Below are 23,006 nucleotides of genomic sequence, written 5' to 3'. Positions count from 1 at the left end.
GCGGTCGTCTTCACTGCATATCCGGATTCCATCGTATTCCCTCCCATTCGTTTATCTCGTTTCCCGCTTCATCAAATATTGGCTTCCTACGATCAAGGCCAAGCTCAGAATAATGATCGCCGTCGACACGGCGCTGCCGTAGCCATAACGGAACACGTTGAACGTATTATTGTACATATAAGAAGCGAGCAGCTCCGTGGAATGAGCAGGACCGCCGCCGGTCATCACGTAGATCAAGTCGAACGCCTTCAAGCTTCCGGAAATACATAGAACGACCGCAACCTTGATCGTATCCCAAATCATCGGCAGTGTAATGACGAACAGCTTGCGCACCGGACCGACACCGTCGATCTGCGAAGCATCGTCAATTTCCGGGGAAATGTTTTGCAGCGCAGCGATGAACATAATCATGTACGGACCGATATAATTCCAAATAATCGGCACCATGATGGCATACATCGAAATTTTCGGATCGGAGAGCCATGCTTTTTTCCACGAGGCAAGACCCAGGTTTTCCAGCAAAAAGTTCAAAATCCCAATTTGCGGATGATAGATATAGCCCCAAATAATCCCTACGACTACGGATGAAAGCACCATCGGCATAAAAATGGAGGCGCGGATCATACGTTGAAACAGCGTGTTTTTCAATAGTACAATGGCAAGCACCAAGGCAATGGGCACCTGGCCGAATACGGATGCCGCCACGATCAGCATATTGTTTTTGAACGACTTCCAAAAAATCGGATCCTTGATGACCTCCGCATAATTGTCGAAGCCGATAAACTTCGCAGCTCCGATCCCCTTCCAATCAAAAAAACCGTAATAAGCGGACCAAAACACCGGTATGATAACAAAAAAAGCGTATAGCACAAAGGCCGGAAGAAGCGCAACTGTTATGAACCCCCGTATGCGTGCCGCTGATGTCATGACTTCCCTCCTAAAAAGTTTCGCGTTAGCGAAACTGGCTATGTTGGCGTGGGCGGTGAGAAACCCTAATTTATGAAATTTAATTTTACCCCGATGGGGTATCCCCCTCCGGCCGCTGTTGTTATCGGGAAATATTTATTTAATCCGCCTTTTTTAGCGGTGATTTCCCGATAACAAAGGCGGTCGCTATCGCTCCTGCAGGGGATCCCCCACCTATTACCTTAAATTTTCAAATAAAGTAGGGCTTACCGCCAAGCCTAGTTTCGCAAACGCGAAACTGACCTATTAAATATAAATGTAGTTTCGCGTGAGGGCGATACTCGGCCTGAGAAGCCTGCTTCCCCGCGAAATTGGCTAAAACGGAGGTGAGATATGCCTCGGAAGAGCGAAAGCGTCCGCCTTTGTTATCAGGAAAATACCCTTATAAAATTAAGAATTGAAATTTCCTGATAACAACAGCGGCTGGAGGGGCATATCTCACCGGAGGTATACTAGCCATATTTCAAGTGTTCAAGGCTTCTCACCAGCTGATTCGCTCCAGAGAAACCAATGGCCCCAGCCTTTCGCCAAGACTGGAGCCATCTGCTGTCCTGCTACATTATTTGACTCCCACCGATTTCGCCTGCGCTTCCTGAATCTTCTTGGCGATATCCTCCGGCTTGCTGCCCATCAGCAGCTCCTGCAAGCCATTGTTCACTACATCCGCTGCCGCAGAGCTCAGCACCCCGTCGTATACCGGCGTTCTTTTCACTTTGCCGAGCATTTCATAGACTTGCGCGAATAAGGAAGATACTTTCGTCTTATCCAGCTCTACCTTGTAGCTGACCAGCTGATTGCTCTCCAGAGTGGACTTTTGAGCGGCAGGGCCGGATAACGCATAGATCAATTCATAAGCCGCATCTTTGGCTGCGCCGGTTGTTTTCTTGCTCATGCCGAGACCGGTGCCGACAACGCCGGACAGCGAGTTCGGATCGCCTTTGCCGCCTGGCACGGACGGAAGTACGGTGACGGCCATGTTGTCCAACGTTTCTTTGGATGCGCTCGCCGCAAGATTCGTCAACGCCCAGCCGCCGTCGATCATCATCGCCGCCTTGCCCTGCGCGAAATACTGCTCCATTTGCGTATTGTCGATGCTGTTGAAGCCCTCCTGAAACGCTCCCGCTTTGCCGAGCTGCTGCAGGTAGCTCAATGCTTGAATGAATTCCGGGTCGGTGAACTTCGCGCCTTTTTGATTGGCGGCGTTCAAGAACCATTCGGAGCCGGTAACACGATCGGCCAGCGAGCTTAAAATACTAGACTGGGCCAGCCAAGCCGCTTTATTCCCCAGCGCTATAGGCGTAATATTGTTCTTTTTGAACGTTTCCACGAGACTCATCATGTCATCCCATGTTTTTGGCGGCTTCACGCCATATTTATCGAAGATCGATTTGTTATAGTAAAGAATCGACGTTGGGGACAATCCCATCGGAGCGCTGTACGTTTTGCCATCGATAGTGAAATCATCGAAGGAATTCGGCAGGAAGCCATTTTTCCACTCCGGCTTGCTGTCCAGCAGCGCATTGATCGGCTGGAGCAGATCGCCGCCTACGAACTCTTTGGTCATAACCCCAGGCCACATGACGAACAAATCCGGCATTTCGTTTGCCGCAGCAACCGTTTTCAAACGGGCTCTATAGCCATCGGGCGGAATCCCCTGAATATCCAGGTCCACGTTCGGGTGGTCTTTCTTGAATTGCTCCATAATCGCTCTCATGTTTTTGGCACGAAGATCGTCGCCCGTGTAGTTATGCCATAAGGAAAGCTTTACTTTGGCCTGCGCTTTATCTTTGCTGCCGCTGTCTCCAGCCGCTTTGCCGTCCGTACCGGTTGAACCACAGCCGGCCAGAAGAGCCGTTGCCATAACCGCTGTGAGTGCTGCCGCCGCCGCTTTTTTCATATTGTTATACCCTCCTTGGTCTTCTCTTTACAGGTTTAAGTATAGGGGACAGTCCCGGCATGCAAAACGGGAGAGACTTCGGAGTGATGGGGGAATTTTTTCAGCCTTTTGACAGCTGGCGATAGTCCGAAGGGGTATGTCCCGAGTATTTCTTGAACTGCTGGCCGAAATATTTGATGTCCTCATAACCGACGCGGTTGGCGATTTCGCTGATTTTGGCCTGAGAGCCCTGCAGCCATTCGGCCGCCTGCCTCATCCGTTCCTGGGTTACAAACTCGATATAGTTAAGACCCGTCTCTCTCTTGAACACTTCGCTGAAATGGTTCGGGTTCAAATGGACGAACTGCGCCACCTGCTGAAGCGATAAATTCTTATCCAGATTAACTTTGATATAGGCGATGGATTTATGAATGTAAGAGAACTTGCTCTCCGCCAAGGACTCATGATAAGCGGACATCATTCCCGACAGCAGCCGGAATACATCTTCTTCAGGCTGGCCAGGTGACTCCCAGGTAAACAAATGGGCGGCAGGCTGTGAACGTCCATGCTCTTGACCGCCTGCCAAATCCCCGGCACACGAACCAGCCCTCTCCAGCCACCGGTGCCCGGATAAAAGGATCGACTGCAAATAAGCCTGCAAAGACGACGCCGTCACGGATGCGTCCTCCATTTGGGAACGTACCTTCTGATTCACCCAGTGCCGCAGCTCCGTCGGATTATTGCTCATCAGGATGGCGGAAAGCTCGGCTTCCTCCTTCTGGGAGCACACGGTCCTGCCTCCTTTGCGGTCTTTCACTTCATCGATCGTATACAGCCCTCGCTCCCCGGCCAATCCCCGGAAAGAAAACACATGCTCCGCCTCCAGATAGGACATTTTGAGCCCGGCGTAGTCGTTAACGGCACAGCCCGCCGCTGCATAGACGGTGCACTTCAACGTCTGCTCCACCCGGAGCAGCGCACGCTCCAGCACTTCGCGGTCCGCTATGTCAGGCGCTGCAGGCAGCACAAGCACGATCCGGTCCTTCTTAAGCAGCGTGACAGTCGGGAGCAGCTCGAACAGCATATTTTCGGCGGCACCAAGCAAAAGCCTTGCAAGCGGGTTATCCCCCCAGCCCAAAGCAGATACGAGCATAACCCTCATAGGCGCAGTCTTGCCCTGCGGCTGCTGCAAGCCGTTTTTGCAAAACCAGACCCGCAATTGCTCAGGAATGCTCTCCTGTTCCAACCCTTGTATAATCAACTGCTCCAGCAGCTGGCTGCGCAGTGCCGCCGTTTGGACCGTTTCCTGCTTGAGCGCCTCCCACTTCTCCAGAATGCGCTGCTTTGCCTTCAACGCAGCCTTAATGATTTCCTCAGGACGGCTCGTCTTAAGCAAATAATCCGTAACCCCTTCCCTTAGCGCCTGCTGGGCATAAGTAAAATCGTCATAGCCCGTTAGAATGACAATCTCCGTGTCAGGCAGTATGGCTTTTACCTTATGCGCCAATTCGATTCCGTCCATACCGGACATGCGAATATCGGTCAGTATAATATGCGGCTTTTCCACCGGAACCCGCTCAAGCGCTTCTTCCGCAGAGGAGGCCGGCGGCAGCAGCTCCATCCCGAGCTCCTTCCAGTCGATCACCGTGCACAAGCCGGTGCGGATGATCACCTCGTCATCTACAATCAAAATTCTCATGTCAATTCCTCCCCTATCGGAATGGTGAACGAGATTTTCGTTCCTTTTCCCGGCTCGCTGTCTATCTCTAGCCCCGATTCATGGCCGTAATGCAGGAGCAGCCTCTGATGGACATTGCGCAGTCCGTAGCTGACTCTTGGTTTAAGCATCCCCGTTCGGGTATCCTCCGCCTTTATGTTTCTGCGGATTTCCCTCAGTCTGGCCGGCTCCATGCCGATTCCCGTGTCTTCCACCACAAATTTCATCCGCGATGCTCCTAGCAGCTCGCCGTGAACGTATACGTAGCCTTTTTCTTTCCTCTTCTGAATCCCGTGTATGACGCTGTTCTCGATCAATGGCTGCAGCAGCAGCTTCAGCATCGGGGTTTGCAGCATGGCAGGATCAATGAAAAACTCGATTTCGAATTGCTCCGGAAAACGGATCGATTGGATATAAGCATAGTTTTGCGCGTGAGCCACCTCCTGCTGGACGGGGCAAAATTCCTCCCCCTTATTCAGGCTGAATCGGAGAAAATCACTCAAGGCGCCGACCATTTCGGCAATTTGCCGGTCCTTATTCATCAGCGCGATCCAATGGATCGACGACAGCGTATTGTACAAAAAGTGCGGATTGATCTGCGCCTGCAGCGCTTGAATGTCCGCTTCCTTCTTCATCGCCTCGTTCTTCTGCACCTGCTCCTTCAAACGCTGGATACGGTCGCTCAGCTTGTTGTAGCTGCGCAGCAGCAGGCCGACCTCATCCGTGCTCCGCACCTCAAAGTGAGGGATCGGCTCATCCGGATTGATGTCCTTCATATTTTGGGTCAGCTTGGTCAGCGGACGTGTTACCCATTGCAGAAAATAAATGACAAGTCCGGCCGCCATAAGCAAAGCAAGACCAACCGCTACGGCCGTTACCATCAGCACATAGCCGTTCTGCTTCATGTAAATTTGGGTCGGGATAAAGCCGACCAGCTTCCACCGCTGTCCGGGGATCGTATAATACAGAATCGTTTTCTGCTCCTTCCCCGTCCCGTAATTCAGAATGCCGCTGTCTTCCTCCATCTCCCCCATATCCGGAAACAGATCCGTAATCATATGATTCAGCCACTCGGGCTTGCCGCTCGATAATACTCGGCCCTGCTGATCCAGCAGGAGCACGAAGCCGCTCGATTCCCACCCCGCTTCCGTCAAATACCGGGCGATCTCAGCCTCGTCAACGCTGATGGAAATCATTCCGAGACTCTTAAAATTGTTGGTGCTGCGAACAGGCCGCACAAGGGAGATGACCTTCTTCAAGCCCTCCGTCGTCTGATTCTCGTACAGGGGCGTCCACCATCGCGTGCTGCTGTGGTAAATCTGCTCATTTTGCTTCAGCACCTCGGGAAGCCCAGACTGGAGTACGGTTGTGTTGGAAAGCGGAGGCTTTCCTGTGTCGCTTGTAATCGTAATGTTCGAAATATGCTTTTTGGAAAAGGCCAGATTGGTTAAAAAGCCGACGTTCAAGGTGAACCGGACGACATCCTCTTTTTCATCATCCAAGTAGGCTTGAATATCCCGCTGCCCGATAATGAACAAGGACATGCTCTCCACATCCTCGATAATAAAATCCAGCTTACCCCCAATCTGCCGCAGCGTGTTCATCCCGGACTGCTTGGCCTTGTCCTCCGTAATGGAGGTGGCGATCGTATAAGAGACGACCCCGGTTAATAACAAAGGCAGCAGAATCGCCAGCAGCAAAAACAGGGACATTTTTCGTTTTAACGATTTCCCGAACCAGCGCCACATCATAGATTCCCCCAGGCATCTTCATTTTGTAATCGCATACATCATTCCATCGTATACTACCATACTTTTTTTCTTTTAAACAAACTTTTTGTTTGACTTTTGAAAAGGTTGTGATACTATCGTTCTCAGAAAGGTCCCCGGATGACCGGGAGAAAGGAGACGCCCTTCGTTATGGAGCATATTCGCGAGGAAGCCGAATTTCTGAACAGCCTGGTGAAAGGAATTGCCGCTCAATTCGGCGACAACTGCGAGGTCGTGCTGCACGACCTGACGGGCTCGTATGAAAGCACAATAACAGCGATCGAGAACGGTCATATTACCGGCCGAAAGGTCGGAGATCCCGGCACGAATCTTGGCCTGGAGCTGCTCCGCGGCAATCATGTGGACGGCAACAAGTTCAATTATGTAACCCAGACCAAAGACGGCCGCATTCTTCGCTCCACCTCCATCTACATGAAGAACAGCGAAGGCAAGACGGTCGGAGCGCTGTGCATTAATTTTGATATTACCGAGCTGATGATGGCGGAGAAAACACTTCAATCCCTCACCTCCACCGGATTGCAGACTGAGGTGAAGGAATCGTTCGTCAGCAACGTCAGCGATCTGCTGGATGCCTTGATTCAAGAAGCGCAGGAGCAGATCGGCAAGCCGGTCGCTGTCATGACCAAGGAAGACAAGATGAGGATGATTCAGCTGCTCGACCGCAAAGGAGCCTTCCTGGTTAAAAAAGGCGGAGAAAAAATTTGCGGCTATCTGAATATATCCAAGTATACCTTGTACAACTATTTGGAGGAAGGCAAAACACTACTGGAAACAGAAGGGAATGAGGAAGCATGAACCCTACCGTTGCTTCGTCCTTTGTACCGGAAACGCCCTGTATCATCATCCAGGATGAGATCATGAAGCACAACATTCAGAGCATGGCGCATACAGCCCGCCGGCATCAAGTCCGCCTGCGGCCCCATGCCAAGACGCACAAGATGCCCCACGTAGCGCACCAGCAAATCGAGGCGGGAGCCGTAGGCATTACGGTAGCCAAAGTCTCCGAGGCTGAAGTGATGGCGCAGCACGGAATCACCAGCATCTTCATTGCTTACCCGCTTGTCACCGAATCCAAAATCGAGCGCGCCACAGCTCTGAGCAAGCAAATCGACCTGATTCTCGGCGTAGACAGCGAGGAAGGCGCTTTGCTGCTGTCACAAACGGCTGCAAGGCTCGGACATACGCTGAATGTGCGGCTGGAGATCGATACCGGCTTGCGGCGGACGGGAGTATTGTACGAGAATGCCCTGACTCTGGCTGCCCGCATCCATGGGATGGAAGCTCTGCGCCTTACCGGTATCTACACGTTCCGCGGTGCGTTGATGAACAAGAAGCCCACTCTGGATTTGAAAAGCGCCGGTGAGGAGGAAGGCCGGTTGATGGTCGAGCTCGCTGACCGTATTCGGTCCCAAGGCATTCCTATTACCGATGTCAGCGTCGGCTCCACCCCGACGGGCGCATACGCTGCAGCCGTTGAAGGCGTTACCGAAATTCGCCCGGGCACCTACGTATTTCAGGATCGGATGCAAGCCCGCTTTGGCGTCTGCGGGATAGAGGACTGTGCAGGCAGCGTGCTCGTCACGGTCGTGAGCCGTCCATCAGCCGATCTGGCCGTCATCGACGGCGGCAGCAAGACGTTCGCGACCGATGTGCAGCCTAACACCGAGCCGCTCCTACTCCAAGGCTTCGGCCATGTCGTCGGCCTGGAGGACGCCATATTGGAGCGAATGTCCGAAGAGCACGGCATGCTGCGGCTCGGTCCTGACGCACAGCGTGCCGGATTGAAGGTTGGGGACCGGCTGCATATTATTCCTAATCATATTTGCAGTACCGTTAATTTGCATAATCGCGTCTTTTTCCAGCAAGGAGACCAGCTTGTACCATTCGACGTACTGGGGCGGGGAATGCTGGAGTAGCACTTTTCAGGTTGCTCGCATTCGCATAGACTCCGCTTTTTTTCGTCGGAAAATTTTGAATATTCCAAATAAACAATGCCTTAAGGAGGGCTACATAACGCATGCTGGATTTAATCTTGAAAAACGGACGTATTGTTGATGGAACAGGCAACCCCTGGTTTATCGGGGATGTAGGCGTCAAAGACGGGCAAATTGCAGCTGTAGGGCAGCTGGATATGGAAGCGCATGAGACGATTCATGTCCATCGGCAGGTGATCTCCCCCGGCTTTATCGACGGCCACTGCCATTCCGACCTGATGATTCTGGACCATCCGCTAAGCGAGATTAAAATTCGCCAAGGTGTGACAACCGAGGTGGTCGGCAACTGCGGGCTCGCTCCCGCACCCTTCGTCCGGGAACAGGCGGAGCTGCTGCAAAGCTATGTCCAACCGGTGCTTGGGAAAACCTCCTGGGAATGGCAGTGGGAAACCGTCGAGCAATATATGCAAACGCTTTCCAAATCATCCCCGTCGGAAAATATCGCAACTTACGTAGCACACGGTGCGCTGCGCATCGCGGTGATGGGCTTTGCCAATCGTCCCGCCACCTCGCAGGAGCTGATACGAATGAAGCATATGCTGGAAGAAGGATTGAAGGCCGGTGCCATCGGCTTCTCTATCGGACTGCTGTATGCACCGGGAAGCTACACGTCCAAGGAGGAAATCGCCGAGCTGTGCTCCGTACTGCCCAAGTACAACGGTCTGTTCTCTACCCATATTCGCGGCGAAGGGAACAACCTGATTCCTTCTGTCAAGGAAGTCATCTGGATTGCCGAAAAGGCCGGCGTCTCCCTGCACATCAGCCATTTGAAAGCCGCAGGCAAAATCAACTGGGGCAAGGTGCTGGAAGCAATGGAGCTCATAGAGGAAGCACGCTCCCGCGGGCTCGATGTTACCTGCGACGTATACCCTTATAACGCAGGCTCTACGTCGCTGACGACCATCCTCCCTCCATGGGCGCTGGAAGGGGGCATTGAGAGCGTGCTTGAACGCTTTCGGGAGCCCGGCTTACGCCAACGCATCCGCGAGGAGCTGGGACAGGAGCAGCAGGACTGGGATAACCTGGTGTGCTCCACCGGCTGGCAAAGCGTCTTTATTTCCGCCGTGCACAATGAAGCGAACCGTCATCTTGAAGGCAGGCACTTGGCTGAAATCAGCGAGGAACGCGGCCAGCATCCGGCCGATTGCATGATGGATCTGCTGCTTGAAGAGCAGGGCCGCATCTCTATCGTCTATTTCCACATGGCCGATGAGGATGTGAAGCAGGTCATCGGCTACGAGCGGTCGCTGATTGCGTCTGACAGCCTGACCTGTGAGACGGGCAAGCCGCATCCGCGGCTGTACGGTACTTTCCCGCGCGTCTTTGCCAAGTATGTGCGTGAAGACAAGGTGCTCACAATGGAGCAAGCCGTCCGCAAGCTGACCTCATTCCCGGTGCAGCGTTTCAAGCTCGGCAAACGCGGCCTGCTGGTCCCCGGCTATGCCGCCGACATTGCGGTATTCGACCCGGAAACGATTCAGGACAACGCAACCTTCGAGGATCCGCGCCAGTACCCGGCAGGTATTTCGCATGTGCTGGTCGGCGGAAAGCCTACGCTGCTCGGCCATCGTCATACCCAGGCCAAAGAAGGCGTTCTGATCCGGGCGCATCACTGCTGCAGTCATTAGTCCTTATTCCTTTATACAAAGAAACATTACATGATCAAATCTAATGCCATTGGAGGTCATCATTTATGAGCAAAGTCGAACAAAAATTACTGGAGATGGGCATCGTTCTTCCCCCATCCCCAGAGCCGCGCTTTACCTATGTTCCGTGCAAACGTACAGGCAACCTGCTGTATTTGTCCGGGCAGGATTGCCGGATCAACGGTGAGCTGATGTACGAAGGCAAGGTCGGAAGCGACCTTACGATCGAGCAGGGCCAAGAAGCCGCGCGGCAGGTGATTATTAACTGCCTGGCTGTGCTGAAGGGCTACCTCGGCGACCTGGACCGCGTCGTCCAAATCGTCAAGCTGCTCGGCTTCGTGAACAGCGCGCCCGGTTTTGGAGACCAGCCCTATGTTATGAACGGCGCCTCCGACCTGCTGGTCGAAGTATTCGGAGAGAACGGCCGCCATGCCCGCTCCGCGATCGGAACGAGCGACCTGCCTTTCCATACGCCGGTAGAAATCGAAATTATCGTGGAAATCCGCGACTAAGCGCTCTCTGGCGAGTATACTTTGGAGTATAGACATCCATGATCGCATACTTAACTGACCAAAAATAAAAAGTTCACTGGGAGGCGCTACAAAGTGGAATTTCGATTGGTACAAAGCAGTGAATTGAAGCAGGCCGTCCAGCTGGCGGACGACATTTTCCGCGATGCCGAGCAAGTCTCGATGGGCACCGCCTTCCCGCTTATTTTCTCGCCGGGGCAAAGCCATTCCTATGGAGCCTTCGTCGGTGACAAGCTCGTCTCCTTCATGGGCTTCGTCCCGTTCGTTCTGCAAGCAGGCGATGCGCGGCTGAACGTATTCTCGATGGGATCGGTATGCACCCATCCGGATTACCGCGGCCAAGGCACTGCCGGCCGCCTGCTGGATCTGTGCAAGCAGCACGCCGAGCAGGCCGGCGCTTCGCTGGTGTTTATCTCGGGCGACCGCTCATTGTATACGCGGGCGCACTGCTATCACTTCGGCCGCACGGAGCGGTTCACGCTGGATGCCGAGGGCGCAGCCCGGCTGCGCTCGTTAACCGCGGGGATTAGCGGCCGCACGGTCCGCCCGCACGCGCCGACGGACGCGTTCGCGATGCAGGCTGCCGCGAACGCCCGTGAGGTCGCGTTCGCGCAAAACGTCACCGAGCTGCAGCGGCTGCTCGGTGCGGAAGCCCACGCCAGCTGCACGAAGCTGGCGCAGCAGGTGCTCGTCGCCGCCCCGGCGGGAGGCGGCGTGGACAGCTATGCTGTGATCGAGGCCCCCGGCCGCTATCACAGCAAGAGACAGCCGGCGGCCACCGAGTGGGCCGGGCCGGCTGAAGCCGTCGGCGCGATGCTCGCCGACGCGGTGGAGCGCTTCAACCTTGCGGAGCTCAAGGTTGCGGTCGGCTGGCATGAGCACGAGCTCATGCAGCTGCTGCGCGAAGCAGGCTTGGCCTCGACGCCGGGGACGAACAGCGGAACCGTGTTCGTCGTAAGCGCCGAGCGCCTGCTCGAGCAAGCCGCTCCCTATTTGCGCGCGAGCGGCAGTCCTGTTCCTGCAGTCACCGCCCTGCAGGAGGGCGAATACCGCGTGACGCTCCCGGATGGAAGCGTCAGCCTGGAGCTGTCCGCAGAGGAGCTGGTCTCTCTGCTGTTCGACCCGGAATCGGCGCATGCAAAGCAGCTGCCGGGCTGGACCGCCATCCCGCTGCCGCAGCTAAACGGACTTGCCTATACTTAAAATAGCCCCACAAAGTGTGGCACTTGCTTCGGAGCTGATTCAGGTACTTTGCGGGGAGCCCCGAAATCTATAAATTCTATAAACAAAACCCGATAAATCGCATCGCAGCGGTTTATCGGGCTTTATCATTTTATCAAATGTTACGGCTTCTAAACGAATGTTACGGTCCCTTGCTGATCGAGAAAACGACGGTGTCGCCTGCTTTGGCATCAGCATTCGGCTGCGGATTTTGCTTAAATATTTTTCCCTTTTCCATCTCATTGTTTTCCATAGAAAATTCGTAATGCAGGCCGGCAGCCAGTGCAGCCTGATGAGCCTCACTCTCTGTCATGCCGATGAAATTAGGCACTTTGGTCGGACTGCCTGGAGGCTTCACTTCGCCGCTACCGGGCTGCTTCGTCTCCTTTGGCGCATCCGGCTTCGGAGTTGCCGTAGGCTCCGGCGTTGGTGTCGGCGTCGTCTCCGAAACGGCGCTGCTGCTCGGAGGACTATAGCCTTTATCCGGCTTCAAGGCCTCGAGCAAGCCCATCAGGATCAGCACGGAGCATATCCCGATAACGACGATCGCCCCGCCGATAAAGAGCAGCTTTTTCATCACGCTCCCTACCGTCAGCTTTCGTGTCTCCTCTTCTTCCTCCTCATCGTCGTCTTCCTCAACGATTCGGGTCGCCTTCCGTACAGGCTCTTCGTACTGGGCCGCCTTCTTGGGGGCAGGCACCTCATCTGCCGGCGATTTCATGATCGTCGACACAGGCCGTTTACTTGGTTCAGGCTCCGCGGTACTTGCCGCGCTCTGTGAGCTTCTCATTATGACTATGCGGGCAAGCTGGGCGATGAATAGCTTTAACGGAACATCCTCCGTCATCGCCTGCTGAATCAGCGGAACAAGCACGCTTCTTTGCTCGCTTGGCACCGCTCTTAAAGCCTGTTGGACACCAGCATCCTCCAAATGCAGCTGTACCGTGGAGGAGCCTGTCAGCATCTGCAGCAGCAAGCTGCTTAATCCGAATGTCCCGCGCTCATTGTCTTTTCCTTGCTCCCAATAATTCATAATCACCGGATAACGCTCCGAATCGAGCCATATATTGTCCGGGCGTACGGAAAAACCGACAATGCCTTCCTCCAGCGCTTTTTGCATGCCTAACGCCAGCTTGTGCACGATGGATATCATTTCTGCAAAAGCCAGCGTCTTCTTGTCGATCTCCGTAATCAGCAGCGTACCATTACAAGGCTTTAGAACAGCGGTTAAACGCTTCGCTGCGCGGCTGTATCCCGTATCCAAAATATGAATAAACGCCCTGTCCGTAAACTGGGATGCTTCCCCTATCATTTGCGTATAGGTCCGAACAAACTCTTCGTCCGGAATATCGAGAGAGTACAGAATAACCTTTCGATTTAGGGATAAATCTTTTCCCATATAGACCATCCCGCCTTCCAGCGGCAGGATCGGTTGCTCGGGTACATATCTCTGCTCCATGCGATCTTCCATCAAAGCAGCCCCCTTTCTCTTTAAATACCCTATCCATCTTACTCATATAGTTCGGACTTTAGTCCGGATTTTCGTTGATATGCTCGAAAAAAACAATTAGCGCGCGAAGAAGAAGGCATTTTAGTACATTACCCATTCTATTATATAACGAAACGGCAAAAAAGCCGACTTTTGCGAATTGGCAAAAGTCGGCCCCTTCTTGTGGCCGAAATATCGTTGATGAAGAGACCGGAGCTATTCCAGATTTCCTTCCAGCTCGATGTACTTCCTGCGCAGCTTATCCAGCGTTTCTTCATCCGGCTTCCAATAGCCGCGCTGATGGCTTTCAAGCAGCGTCTCCACCATGGTATGATAAGCCCATTTGTTATTTTGTTCCATCTGTCGGCTTCTTGATTCATCCTTGACATACACATCATTCAGCTGCTCGAATACCCATGGAGCTACACTCCCTGTCGTTGCAGCCAGACCCATCACATTCTCAAATCGTCTGGCGATCTGCTGCGCTCCATGATAAGAATGAAGCAGCAGCGCATCTATCCACTTCGGATTGGTCAGCCTGGTTCGTATACCACGTGCAATAGCACGCTCCGCTTCCTCTGTAATAACATGCTCGCCGGTAGTATCCGTAATATGAATGTCAGCCTTGCCGCCTTTAGCCATCTCTACCGCTTTGGATAAGCCGCCGAAATATTCATAATAATGATCCGAATCCGTTACTTCATGCTCATGGCTGCTGCGGATTTGCGATACGATATCGACCGCCTTCAGATGAGAGCGCAGCAATTCCGGCTCTCCTCTGCCTCGCTGCGTCAGACTGTATACATAATGCTGGCTGTCCTCGTAAGCTTTGCCCAATTCATCTTCTCCGCTCCAATGCTTGGTTTCGATGAGCCGGGTCACCGAAGTGCCGTATGCTCCTTCAGCCGGACCGAAAATCCTAGCGCTCGCCAGATCCGCCATCTCTTCTGCACTGTAGCCGTTCTGACTTAACGATGCCGCCGTCTCGCAGGTACGGGCTTTAAAGTAGTTCTCTTCCTCCGGCTCATCCAGCTCGGATATGCGCTGGAACAAACGGTTTAAATCCTCCAGCAAATTAGGGAACATATCGCGAAAGACTCCAGTAATCTGAACGACAACGTTCAGGCGGGGACGTCCTAATTGTTCAAGCGGAATGATGTCATAGGAAGTGCGCATCGTCCCGCCAGCTATTCGGACGCCCAAATAATGCAGGATTTGCCCGATGGTTTCACCCTGGGTACGTGAGGTCTCCAGTCCCCATAATACAACTGCCGTCGTATTCGGGTATTCGCCATGCTGGTCGTAATACCGCCTTATGGAATTTTCCGCGGTGGCCGCTCCCCTCTCTGCTGCCGTCTGGCTTGGTACCGCTCGCGGGTCGAACTGAACCAAGTTGTACCCTGAAGGCAGCACTTCCGGTGAGCGCAGGGCATCCCCCGCCAGCTTCGCCGGAATGTATCGGCCTTCAAGCGCTCTAAGCAAGCTCTGCAGCTCATTGTTGCTTTTGCTGGCTTGATAAGATGTATAACCGTATTCGAGCGACTCCTGCATTGCTGCCCGCCATTCGGCTGGCGCACCCCGGTAAGACTCTGGGAGCTCTCTGGTATCTATGTAGGCTTGGACAACCGCCTCTGCTTGCTGATCAAGCTCATGCCATAGTTCGGTCTCCCCACCAGCTGCCCCTGCTTCTGTATTCCGGCCGTGAAGATCGGCCAGCAGCCCGCGCAAGGAACGGATGCTACCTCGCTCGTGACGCAGGACGAACCTCATATGCGCAGAGGCTTCCTCCGAAGAGTATCCCTCCCCTAATACATGAAGTCCGCTTGGGATCAGCGATCGTTTCATCCTATACAGCTCTTCTTCGATGGTTTCGGGCTCGCCAGCATTAAGATGGAGCTGCTTGGCACTATCCAGCATTCTGGCGAGGATAGCGGCACACCGGTCAGGGTCCAATTGCTCGGCAGCTCGGTATTCGTGAAGCAGCGCTTCAAGATCCGACCATTCTCCATACAATTCGGCTTCCATGAAAGGCGGGGCTTGATAACCGATCAGGAGCGCATGGCTCCTCCGCTTCGCGATCATCGCCTCAGAAGGATTGCCGACATAGTAGAAATACAGATGTGGCAGCTCCCCGATAAAATCATCAGGAATGCAATGAGCAGACATTCCGGATTCTTTGCCCTGCTGAAACTCAAGCGTTCCATGGGTACCGATATGGACTAACGCATCCGCCTTCCACTCTTCCCTGATCCATTGATAAAATGCAGTATATTGATGCGGCGGCAGCAGCGTCCGGTCATGGACCGCTTGCTCAGGATGCTCATGGATGCCGCGTGAAGGCTGCAGCCCAATAAACACATTCTTATTGATGATCCCCGGCAGAAGAAATGCTCCCTCCTCCGACATGACGTCGCCAGGTGGTTCTCCCCACCGTGCCACAGCCCCCTCTCCCCAGACTCTGCTTAGAAGCTTACGCTGAAAATCGGAATCATGGAAGCGAATCATCGAAGACGCTGCATGCTCGCCGGTCCATACCCCCGAATTCACCAGCCCGCCCTCTACGAAGCTCGTATGCAGCTCCTCGGCGGTCATTTCCTCTACATCGTAATCATTTTGTTTTAGCAATGTAAGCAGGCGGGATAAGGATTCGAACGTATCCAGAAAAGATCCGCCGAACACATTCCCTTCTCCCGGGGGATAGTTGTAGCCGATCAAGGCCAGCTTTTTCTCCCGGTTTGATGTGCCTTGCAAATGGAGCCACCTTCGGATGCGGCCGATCAGCTTATCAGTTCTTTCGGGAATCAACGCCAGGCGGGTACGTTCAATGCCAAGCTCCCGATCCGTGCTCTCGCGCTGCAATGCCGCTACCGGGTACGTTTCAATACTGCCGTCCAGTTCCGACAGCATGACTTGAACAAGCAGCTGGGAAGGATTCAGACCGCGAGCCGAGTGCTCCCATTCCCCGTGCATCATCCCTGATAGAAAAAACGGATGAAGCATCGGCACTCCAAGCACGGTAAGCAGCTCTTTGGCTTCACCGTTAGCATCACCGCCTGGTCCGGAACCGAGGCGGAACGGAAGGAAATTGACGAGCAGGCTGACGCGACGTTCCGCATCCTGCAGCAATTCCTGCAATTTTGTCACAGAAATATTCATAACCGATGGAAAAGCAATCGGCAGAACATCAGCGAACTCCTCGATCTTACTACTGATCGGGCCGATACAATCCGAAAAGAGCCCTGGATTGCCGTTACCTAGAAAGAACAGAGCTACAACAGGCCTGCTGCTGGCCGTTCGGCTGCTCCAGTAAGCGGAGGCAGAGGAATAGGCGGTTCTGGTTGCCGGATCTACAATGCACAGCTCCTGCAGCACGTTCGGCTCGGCAGGTTCCGGCAGTATGTCGCAATGGCCGTATTCCCGTCCCGCCATACAAAGAAGACCGAGCATATTGGCCGCTCCGCCGCCGCGCCAGTATTCGTTGAAGGAAACGAAGCTCAAATAATCTTGGCGCAGCTCTTCAGCAATCGAATGCGCTCTGCTTCGCAGCGCCGGAATAGGCAGATCATCTGCTCTCAAGCTGCCAAGCCTCGTTAATGCCCGAATATCGGAAGAATCGCTACCTACCGGCACAACATGAGCGGTCAGGCTGCTAATAAACCGGGAGAGGCGTCCGACCACTTCTTTGCGGACTCCGTGGGCGTCAAAGAGCAGTAAGTCTGCTTCCTCGAAGCTTCGCTCTTTTTCACTATCCAAGACAAAGGCTTGCCGTCCATCCAGGTTCATCACGCTCAGCTTCAAGAGACTTCGCTGATCGTCGTTCAAAGACCTGTACGCTTCCGACAGATGGGCCTGAATCATTTCGTTGCTTGTCAAAACGATGATGTTCAATGCTGTATCTCCCCCCATGAATTATGTAAGCATGCTGCGTACGGCCCGTTCGATATTGCCTGCTTCTATTTGTTCAAGACGATAATAGGCTGCCTTCAGTCCCTTTGCCAGCTTGTTCGCAAACCCTAGGGAAACGAAACCGGCTTCCGTATCGATCACCATCGTCTGAATGCCGGAGACGGCGATTCGCCGGGCGATATTCAAGCTTTCATTCCATGGATCACTATCCGGTTTGAGGCTTACATTCGCCTTACCGTCGGTGATAACAATCATGGCGGGTACTAGGCCGCTCTTTCTTTTCATCCAGGCTTCCAGCGTTTCCGCGCCCTTCCTTAAAGCAGCAGACAGAGGCGTCTTGCCCCCTGTAGGCATGATTCTCAGCTTGCGTTCGGCAAGCTCGACACTCCGGGTTATGTTCAGCATCAACTCGGCTTTCTCCCCGCGAAATGCAATCAAGCCTACACCATCCCGCTGCCGGTAAGCATCGCGCAGTAAAGATACGATAGCTCCTTTAACGGCCTTCATCCGCTTGGAAGCGTTCATCGATCCACTGGCATCCACTACAAATAGAAGAGCCGTTCCCAATCGGGCTTCCCGTACTTTTTCCCGAAGGTCGCTTGTTTCGATCAGCAGCCGGTTGACCCGTGCCCCTTCGCTCCTCAGTAACCGGTCATGGCGAAGACGTTGGAATGGGGCCGCCGCCCGCAGCGTTGCATCCAGAGCCAGATCCCGAACCGGCCCCTTGGGCAGCATAGCCCGAACATAGCGGCCCGATGTGGAACGCACTCCCGCTGCGGACTTGTTGCGCTTGCCGAATCTTGCGCTGCCAGGCTTGGATATAGCGGTAAAGCTATAGCGGAACACTTCGTAATCTCGCCCGATCGCCTCTACGATTTCCCGCGCACCAACCGTATCCGGTGATTCCCCGTTCCTTTCATTGACAGGGGCTTCGTTATGAGCATTCGCTTTGAAATCCATCCCAGAATGTTTGGGCGGCGAAAGCTCATCCTCTGCATCCTGCTGCTGGGCTTCGGATGGTGCATGAGGGGAGCATTCAGGACGAGATGGCACTCCAGGCATCTCGTCTTGTCTGTCGGAGCCATTCGTTACATGGCCATTATACGGAGTTTCGGACAAATCATTAGGAGCCTTACCGTCTCGCATCCGATGCGGGATCACGTATGGTACCGCCTCCTGCACATGATGCGACTTCACTTCCGTCTGGCCCTCCCAAGCGGCGATAGCCGTTGCTGTTTGGACAAGTATCATTTCCGCCCGGTGCCCCTGGCACCCTGCTTCTCGCGATATTTCAGCTGCCAACCGCAGCATATCTTTGCCTACATGTACTGAAGAAAGAAGCAGCGATGCCTTCGTCACCTTGTTAAGCAGCTCTCTTGTTTCCGTCTCATATTCACTGACGAAAAGGGCTTTGTTTCGTTCGAAAGCGAGACAACGGCGAATGATTTGCTGTCTCTTTTCATGCTCTCGCACAGGTTCCATCTGGACAAAAAGCCCCCATTGATCGGACAATGGTTGCTTCAGCACATGGCTATACAGGGTATCCACATGTATCGTTCCGAACAGAAGAAACCGGGCCGTCTTGAGCTCCGACAAGCCTTCCCGTTCGATCCGGTAGGAACCGTTCTCCGCCGTTTGCAGAATGGACCTCAGCAGGGGCTCGGACATCAGCTGCACATCGTCTACAGACATCATTTGTTCATCTGCTTCCGAGAGTAAGCCAGGGGCAAGCCTCCTTTCTTCCTGACGGAAAACCGCAGCGCTATCCAATGCCCCGAACAGGCGATCTTCGGTAACATGAACCGGCACGACAACTCTTCTTCTTTGCGGCAGCAATGCCGCAAGGCCGCGCACTAGCGTCGTCTTGGCTGTTCCGGTTTCTCCGCACAGCAACACGCTGCCAATCCGGGGATTTATGGCGTGAAGCAGCAAGGCCTTTTGTGCCCGTTCCTGCCCGACCACCGCACAAAATGGAAAAGGAGCCGAGGCCTCACTAGGAAACATAATGACTCTCCAGCTGCATATTGTTCAGCAGCATGCGGATGGATTCCGCTCCATGAACATGATCTTCAAAAGGCTGCTTGCGCATCCGATGGGGCATGACCAGCATGGCCGCTTCCATCATATCCTCCGCTGTAACCTGCGATCTTCCGTCAAACGCAGCTATCGCCATGGACGTCTTGATTAAGGTGATGTCTGCTCGATGGCCGTCTACTTCCAATCGGATTCCGATATGAGCAGCCCATTCCAGCATAGAATCCGTAGGCTCCATCAGGCTCAGCATCCGGCGCGATTCCATTATCCGCTTTTGAAGCGCTGCCTGCTCCTGCTCGAACCGTCCCCGAAACCGATCGGGAGCCGATTCGAACGCAAGCCTTCTGCGAACGACCTCCATTCGGGTGTCCACCTCCTTCTCTCCGTTCACTTCGACGGAGAGAGCAAACCGGTCCAGCAGCTGCGGGCGAAGCTCGCCCTCCTCGGGATTCATCGTGCCGATTAGGATGAATCGCGATGGATGCGAATAAGAAACCCCTTCTCTTTCCACAGTATTAACCCCCATAGCCGCCGCATCCAGCAGCGCATCCACGATGGCGTCATCCAGCAAATTGATTTCATCCACATATAAAATATGTCCGTGGGCGGCTGCCAAAAGCCCCGGCTCGAAACGCTTTTCGCCTTGTTTGATCGCATGCTCAATATCCAGCGTCCCTACGACTCTGTCTTCGGTAGCGCTGACAGGCAGCGTAACCACATGGATATCCGGCATGAGCTCGGCCAGCGCGCGAACCGCCGTCGATTTGGCAGTCCCCTTCTCTCCGCGTATTAAAATGCCTCCAAGCCTAGGATTGACTAGATTGAGAAGCAGCCCCTGTTTCATTCTTTCCTGGCCAACAATGGCCGTAAACGGGAACATGTCCTGCATAGATCCTGAACCTCCTTTGATAATGGTTATCCCTATGAGCGGGAAAATGGTTGAAACAGCTCCTCTCGGTTGCGATCAGGCGCTTTTTTCTCGACTAGCCCCGTTATCAGGCAGGAGGGACGCCCGCTCTCGCTATCCCAGTCCATTCTGGCTCTGACGCCAAAGACGTCTGCGAGCATGGAAGCCGTGATCACTTCCTCCGGGGTACCGCTTGCATATAAACCGCCTTGCTTCATGACCGCTATTTCATCCGAGAAAGCAGCCGCATGGTTGATATCATGAAGCACCATGATGATCGTGACTCCATACGACCGGTTAATCTCTTTTATCAGTTCCATAATTTCGAGCTGATGGCTGACATCCAGATACGTTGTAGGCTCATCCAGGAGCAGAATACCGGGCTGCTGGGCAAGCGCCATCGCGATCCAGACCCGCTGCCGTTCTCCCCCTGATAACGAAGCAAGCTTGCGCCCTGCATAGGCTTCGGTGCCTGTCTGTGCCAGTGCCCAGTCAATGATCGCTTCATCCTCCTTACCGAGCCGCTCCCAAACCGGCTTATGGGGAAACCGCCCGTAGCCGACCAAGGTTCTTATAGTCAGCTCAGGCAGCTTTTCCTGACTCTGCTGGAGAACCGCCATTTGCCTGGCCAGCTGGCGAGGTGTGATGCTGTTCAGCGCCTTGCCATCCAGATGAATGAAGCCGGTCTGTACTTTCAGTTGGCTGGAAATGGATTTCAGCAAGGTGCTCTTCCCGCATCCGTTCGGTCCAAGAATGCTGTATATGTTCCCGGAGTCTATATGCCAATTCAGCTTGTTGATGACCGTTCGGCCGTTATACTGGACGGATATATCGTGCATCGCCATCGAGATCATTCCGCTTCTCTCCTCAACAAATATAAAAAGAACGGCCCTCCCAAGGCTCCCATCAGGATACCGACAGGCAGCTCTATCGGGGCAAAAAGAAGACGTGCCAACGTATCGCAGCAAGTAACGACGATAACGCCCATCAGAGCCGACGCCGGAAGCAAAAACCGGTAATCACTGCCGATAAGGAGCCGCGTCGAATGAGGAACAATCAGGCCGACAAAACCGAGCAGGCCTACGACACTGACCGCGCTTGCCGCCAGAAGCGCAGCAACGGCCGTCATGACGAGACGGGTCGCCTCGACGCGAAGCCCCAATCCCTTGGCATTCGCATCGCCTAGCCCAAGAATGTTCATGTGGGCGGCACCTGCCAAAGCCAAGCTTGCGCCAATAACTGAATAAGGCAGCATGATGGATAATTGCGGCCAGCTTTTGGCTGCCAGCCCTCCCACAAGAAACACTAACGCCCCGTGGACTCGGTCGCTGTAGAAGGTCAGCAGTGCCGAAATGCCGGAACCGAGAAAAGCAGATACCGCTACGCCTGCCAAAATAATGCGTACAGGCTGAATACCGCCTTTCCAGGCCAGCAAATAAATAACGACGGCCGCTCCCGAGGCGCCGAGAAAAGCCATCGGAGTCAGCAGCCAGGGCAAATTCGGGAATAAAATCAGAATCACGACGCCGACCAGCCCCGCACCGGAGGAAACGCCGATAATATGCGGATCCGCCAGCGGATTGCGCATAACTCCTTGCAGCAGCGCCCCTGACAACGCCAGATGAATCCCCACAAGAGCAGCAATCAGTGTTCTGGGCAGCCGGATATTCCAGATGACTTCCTTCATCGGACCCGCATTATCGTGAAACAAATAGCCCCATATGTCAGGCAAAGATATCGAGACCGCGCCGGAGCTAAGGCTGAACGCAATAGACAGACAAGCTGCTGCAAGGAGCAGCGCAAGGACAACCGTACTTCTTTGGCCAGAGATTCGTTCTTCCTTACTTGGCATTCTTATAAATCTCCGGGTACACATATTCGGCTAAATAAGCGACGGATTCGTTCAACCGGAAACCGGGATTGGATAGCAGCAGGTCGGATGGAAGGACGGTCATGTGATTTTCCTTGACCGCTCGCAGGGAAGACCAAGCTGGCTGTGCGGCGAGCTCGGATTTTATTTTCTTCTCACCGTCCTCACGGGCGCCATGAATCAGGATAAATAAGTAATCAGGATTCAGCTCCACCACCTTTTCCAAACTATAGGGAGCCGTAGACTGGCTTTTGGAAGAAGCATCGAGCGCTTCAGCGACATTTTTCATCTTCAGCATCCCTGCGACTTCAAGTCCGACCGTATTGGTTCTTTGAACGGAGATGCTGGTCGGCGTGACATTCAGCATAATAAAGGTCGGCTTTTGATCCGGCAAGTTGGCCGTGAGAAGCTTGATCTTCTCATCCAGCTTGGCAAGCTCCTCATCAGCTCTGTTTGGCTTACCGGCAAGTTGACCGAACAGAGGGGCTTTTTCTTTTAAATCCTGATAAGTGCTGAGGCTGAAGAGAGCAAACGGAATGCCGCTTGCGTCCAATACATTGGCTAATTCACGATGAAATGAGGTGGAACCGACCACCAGATCCGGCTTCAAGGCCAGGAGCTTTTCCGTATTGACGGTTGTCATTCCCCCTACATCTTCAATACCCTTTGCTTGTTCAGGGACGGCTGCGCTTGGTGAAGTAGTCTTGGCAATGGCGCTTCCGTCGACAGCATAGAGAAGATCCAGCAGCTGCGGCGATAACACGATGATTCTCTTCGGCTGCGTTTTCAGATCAATCGTACGTCCTATGTCATCCTTAAAGCTCATAAATCCCTTTTGGTCCGGGGCAAGAGATGACTTCGTCGTGTCCGCAGCCGGTTGTGATTCGGTAGAGGCATTCCCGCTATTCGGGATCGCTTTCGCGGAGCATCCCGCTGCGATAATCAAAACAAGGCTGGTCATTAGCCATTTGGATAAAGCTTTCATTGATTTCTTTCCTCCCGAAGAGATAGGTATCATGGATTTATTTCATCTGAGCGAAACATAAAGACCGGAACCCAG

Annotated in this window: 16 protein-coding genes; 5 read left to right on the top strand and 11 right to left on the bottom strand. The window is 53.7% G+C overall.

What is annotated here, in order from left to right; translation table 11 throughout:
• Nucleotides 1-51: 51 nt before the first annotated feature.
• The 4 genes from ABEA66_RS01980 to ABEA66_RS01965 form a co-directional block, all read right to left on the bottom strand.
• Nucleotides 52-927 (bottom strand): carbohydrate ABC transporter permease, encoded by an 876-nt coding sequence (locus ABEA66_RS01980; RefSeq protein WP_079912462.1) that lies wholly within the window; start codon nucleotides 925-927, stop codon nucleotides 52-54.
• Nucleotides 928-1,525: 598 nt separating this feature from the next.
• Complete coding sequence (locus ABEA66_RS01975) at nucleotides 1,526-2,863, bottom strand: extracellular solute-binding protein (protein ID WP_345585572.1); 1,338 nt, start codon at nucleotides 2,861-2,863, stop codon at nucleotides 1,526-1,528.
• Nucleotides 2,864-2,963: 100 nt separating this feature from the next.
• Nucleotides 2,964-4,541: a response regulator gene (locus tag ABEA66_RS01970; RefSeq protein ID WP_345585570.1), complete on the bottom strand. Its 1,578-nt coding sequence runs from the start codon at nucleotides 4,539-4,541 to the stop codon at nucleotides 2,964-2,966.
• On the bottom strand, nucleotides 4,538-6,310 hold the full coding sequence (locus tag ABEA66_RS01965) for a cache domain-containing sensor histidine kinase (RefSeq protein ID WP_345585568.1): 1,773 nt from the start codon (nucleotides 6,308-6,310) through the stop codon (nucleotides 4,538-4,540). Before ABEA66_RS01965 ends, ABEA66_RS01970 begins: the two co-directional genes overlap by 4 nt.
• Nucleotides 6,311-6,478: 168 nt before the next feature.
• Here ABEA66_RS01965 and ABEA66_RS01960 point away from each other — a divergent pair, with 168 nt between their 5' ends.
• The 5 genes from ABEA66_RS01960 to ABEA66_RS01940 all read left to right on the top strand — a co-directional run bounded on the left by ABEA66_RS01960 (nucleotide 6,479) and on the right by ABEA66_RS01940 (nucleotide 11,722).
• Nucleotides 6,479-7,144, top strand: a complete 666-nt coding sequence (locus ABEA66_RS01960; protein WP_345585566.1) for a helix-turn-helix transcriptional regulator — start codon at nucleotides 6,479-6,481, stop codon at nucleotides 7,142-7,144.
• The gene (locus ABEA66_RS01955) at nucleotides 7,141-8,265 is read left to right on the top strand and encodes an alanine racemase (protein WP_345585564.1); all 1,125 of its coding nucleotides are present in this window, start codon (nucleotides 7,141-7,143) and stop codon (nucleotides 8,263-8,265) included. The genes ABEA66_RS01960 and ABEA66_RS01955 overlap by 4 nt, the downstream gene beginning before the upstream one ends.
• Nucleotides 8,266-8,366: 101 nt before the next feature.
• Entirely contained in the window at nucleotides 8,367-9,971 is a 1,605-nt protein-coding gene (locus ABEA66_RS01950) for an N-acyl-D-amino-acid deacylase family protein (protein ID WP_345585562.1), read from the top strand.
• Between the two features lie 65 nt (nucleotides 9,972-10,036).
• Entirely contained in the window at nucleotides 10,037-10,501 is a 465-nt protein-coding gene (locus ABEA66_RS01945; protein ID WP_079912454.1) for a RidA family protein, read from the top strand.
• 93 nt (nucleotides 10,502-10,594) lie between these two features.
• A complete protein-coding gene (locus tag ABEA66_RS01940; protein ID WP_345585558.1) occupies nucleotides 10,595-11,722 on the top strand; it encodes a GNAT family N-acetyltransferase in 1,128 nt (375 codons plus the stop codon).
• A gap of 160 nt (nucleotides 11,723-11,882) precedes the next feature.
• Here ABEA66_RS01940 and ABEA66_RS01935 read toward each other — a convergent pair whose 3' ends face one another.
• From ABEA66_RS01935 to ABEA66_RS01905, 7 genes are all read right to left on the bottom strand, one after another.
• The gene (locus tag ABEA66_RS01935) at nucleotides 11,883-13,211 is read right to left on the bottom strand and encodes a PASTA domain-containing protein (protein ID WP_345585556.1); all 1,329 of its coding nucleotides are present in this window, start codon (nucleotides 13,209-13,211) and stop codon (nucleotides 11,883-11,885) included.
• Between the two features lie 234 nt (nucleotides 13,212-13,445).
• Nucleotides 13,446-17,117, bottom strand: a complete 3,672-nt coding sequence (locus tag ABEA66_RS01930; RefSeq protein WP_345585554.1) for a cobaltochelatase subunit CobN — start codon at nucleotides 17,115-17,117, stop codon at nucleotides 13,446-13,448.
• Nucleotides 17,118-17,138: 21 nt separating this feature from the next.
• The gene (locus ABEA66_RS01925) at nucleotides 17,139-19,139 is read right to left on the bottom strand and encodes a VWA domain-containing protein (protein WP_345585552.1); all 2,001 of its coding nucleotides are present in this window, start codon (nucleotides 19,137-19,139) and stop codon (nucleotides 17,139-17,141) included.
• Nucleotides 19,129-20,058 (bottom strand): magnesium chelatase ATPase subunit I, encoded by a 930-nt coding sequence (locus ABEA66_RS01920; RefSeq protein ID WP_345585550.1) that lies wholly within the window; start codon nucleotides 20,056-20,058, stop codon nucleotides 19,129-19,131. The genes ABEA66_RS01925 and ABEA66_RS01920 overlap by 11 nt, the downstream gene beginning before the upstream one ends.
• A gap of 32 nt (nucleotides 20,059-20,090) precedes the next feature.
• Nucleotides 20,091-20,930, bottom strand: a complete 840-nt coding sequence (locus ABEA66_RS01915; RefSeq protein WP_345585548.1) for an ABC transporter ATP-binding protein — start codon at nucleotides 20,928-20,930, stop codon at nucleotides 20,091-20,093.
• Nucleotides 20,927-21,928 carry a FecCD family ABC transporter permease gene (locus tag ABEA66_RS01910; protein WP_345585546.1) on the bottom strand — a complete coding sequence of 334 codons (1,002 nt, stop codon included), beginning with the start codon at nucleotides 21,926-21,928 and terminating at the stop codon, nucleotides 20,927-20,929. Before ABEA66_RS01910 ends, ABEA66_RS01915 begins: the two co-directional genes overlap by 4 nt.
• Nucleotides 21,918-22,931, bottom strand: coding sequence for an ABC transporter substrate-binding protein (locus tag ABEA66_RS01905; protein WP_345585544.1), 1,014 nt, complete (start codon nucleotides 22,929-22,931; stop codon nucleotides 21,918-21,920). Before ABEA66_RS01905 ends, ABEA66_RS01910 begins: the two co-directional genes overlap by 11 nt.
• Nucleotides 22,932-23,006 lie beyond the last annotated feature (75 nt).

It is taken from the genome of Paenibacillus vulneris, from assembly GCF_039543185.1.
Classification (GTDB): Bacteria; Bacillota; Bacilli; order Paenibacillales; family NBRC-103111; genus Paenibacillus_S; species Paenibacillus_S vulneris.
This window is presented reverse-complemented; position numbering and strand designations above follow the sequence as displayed.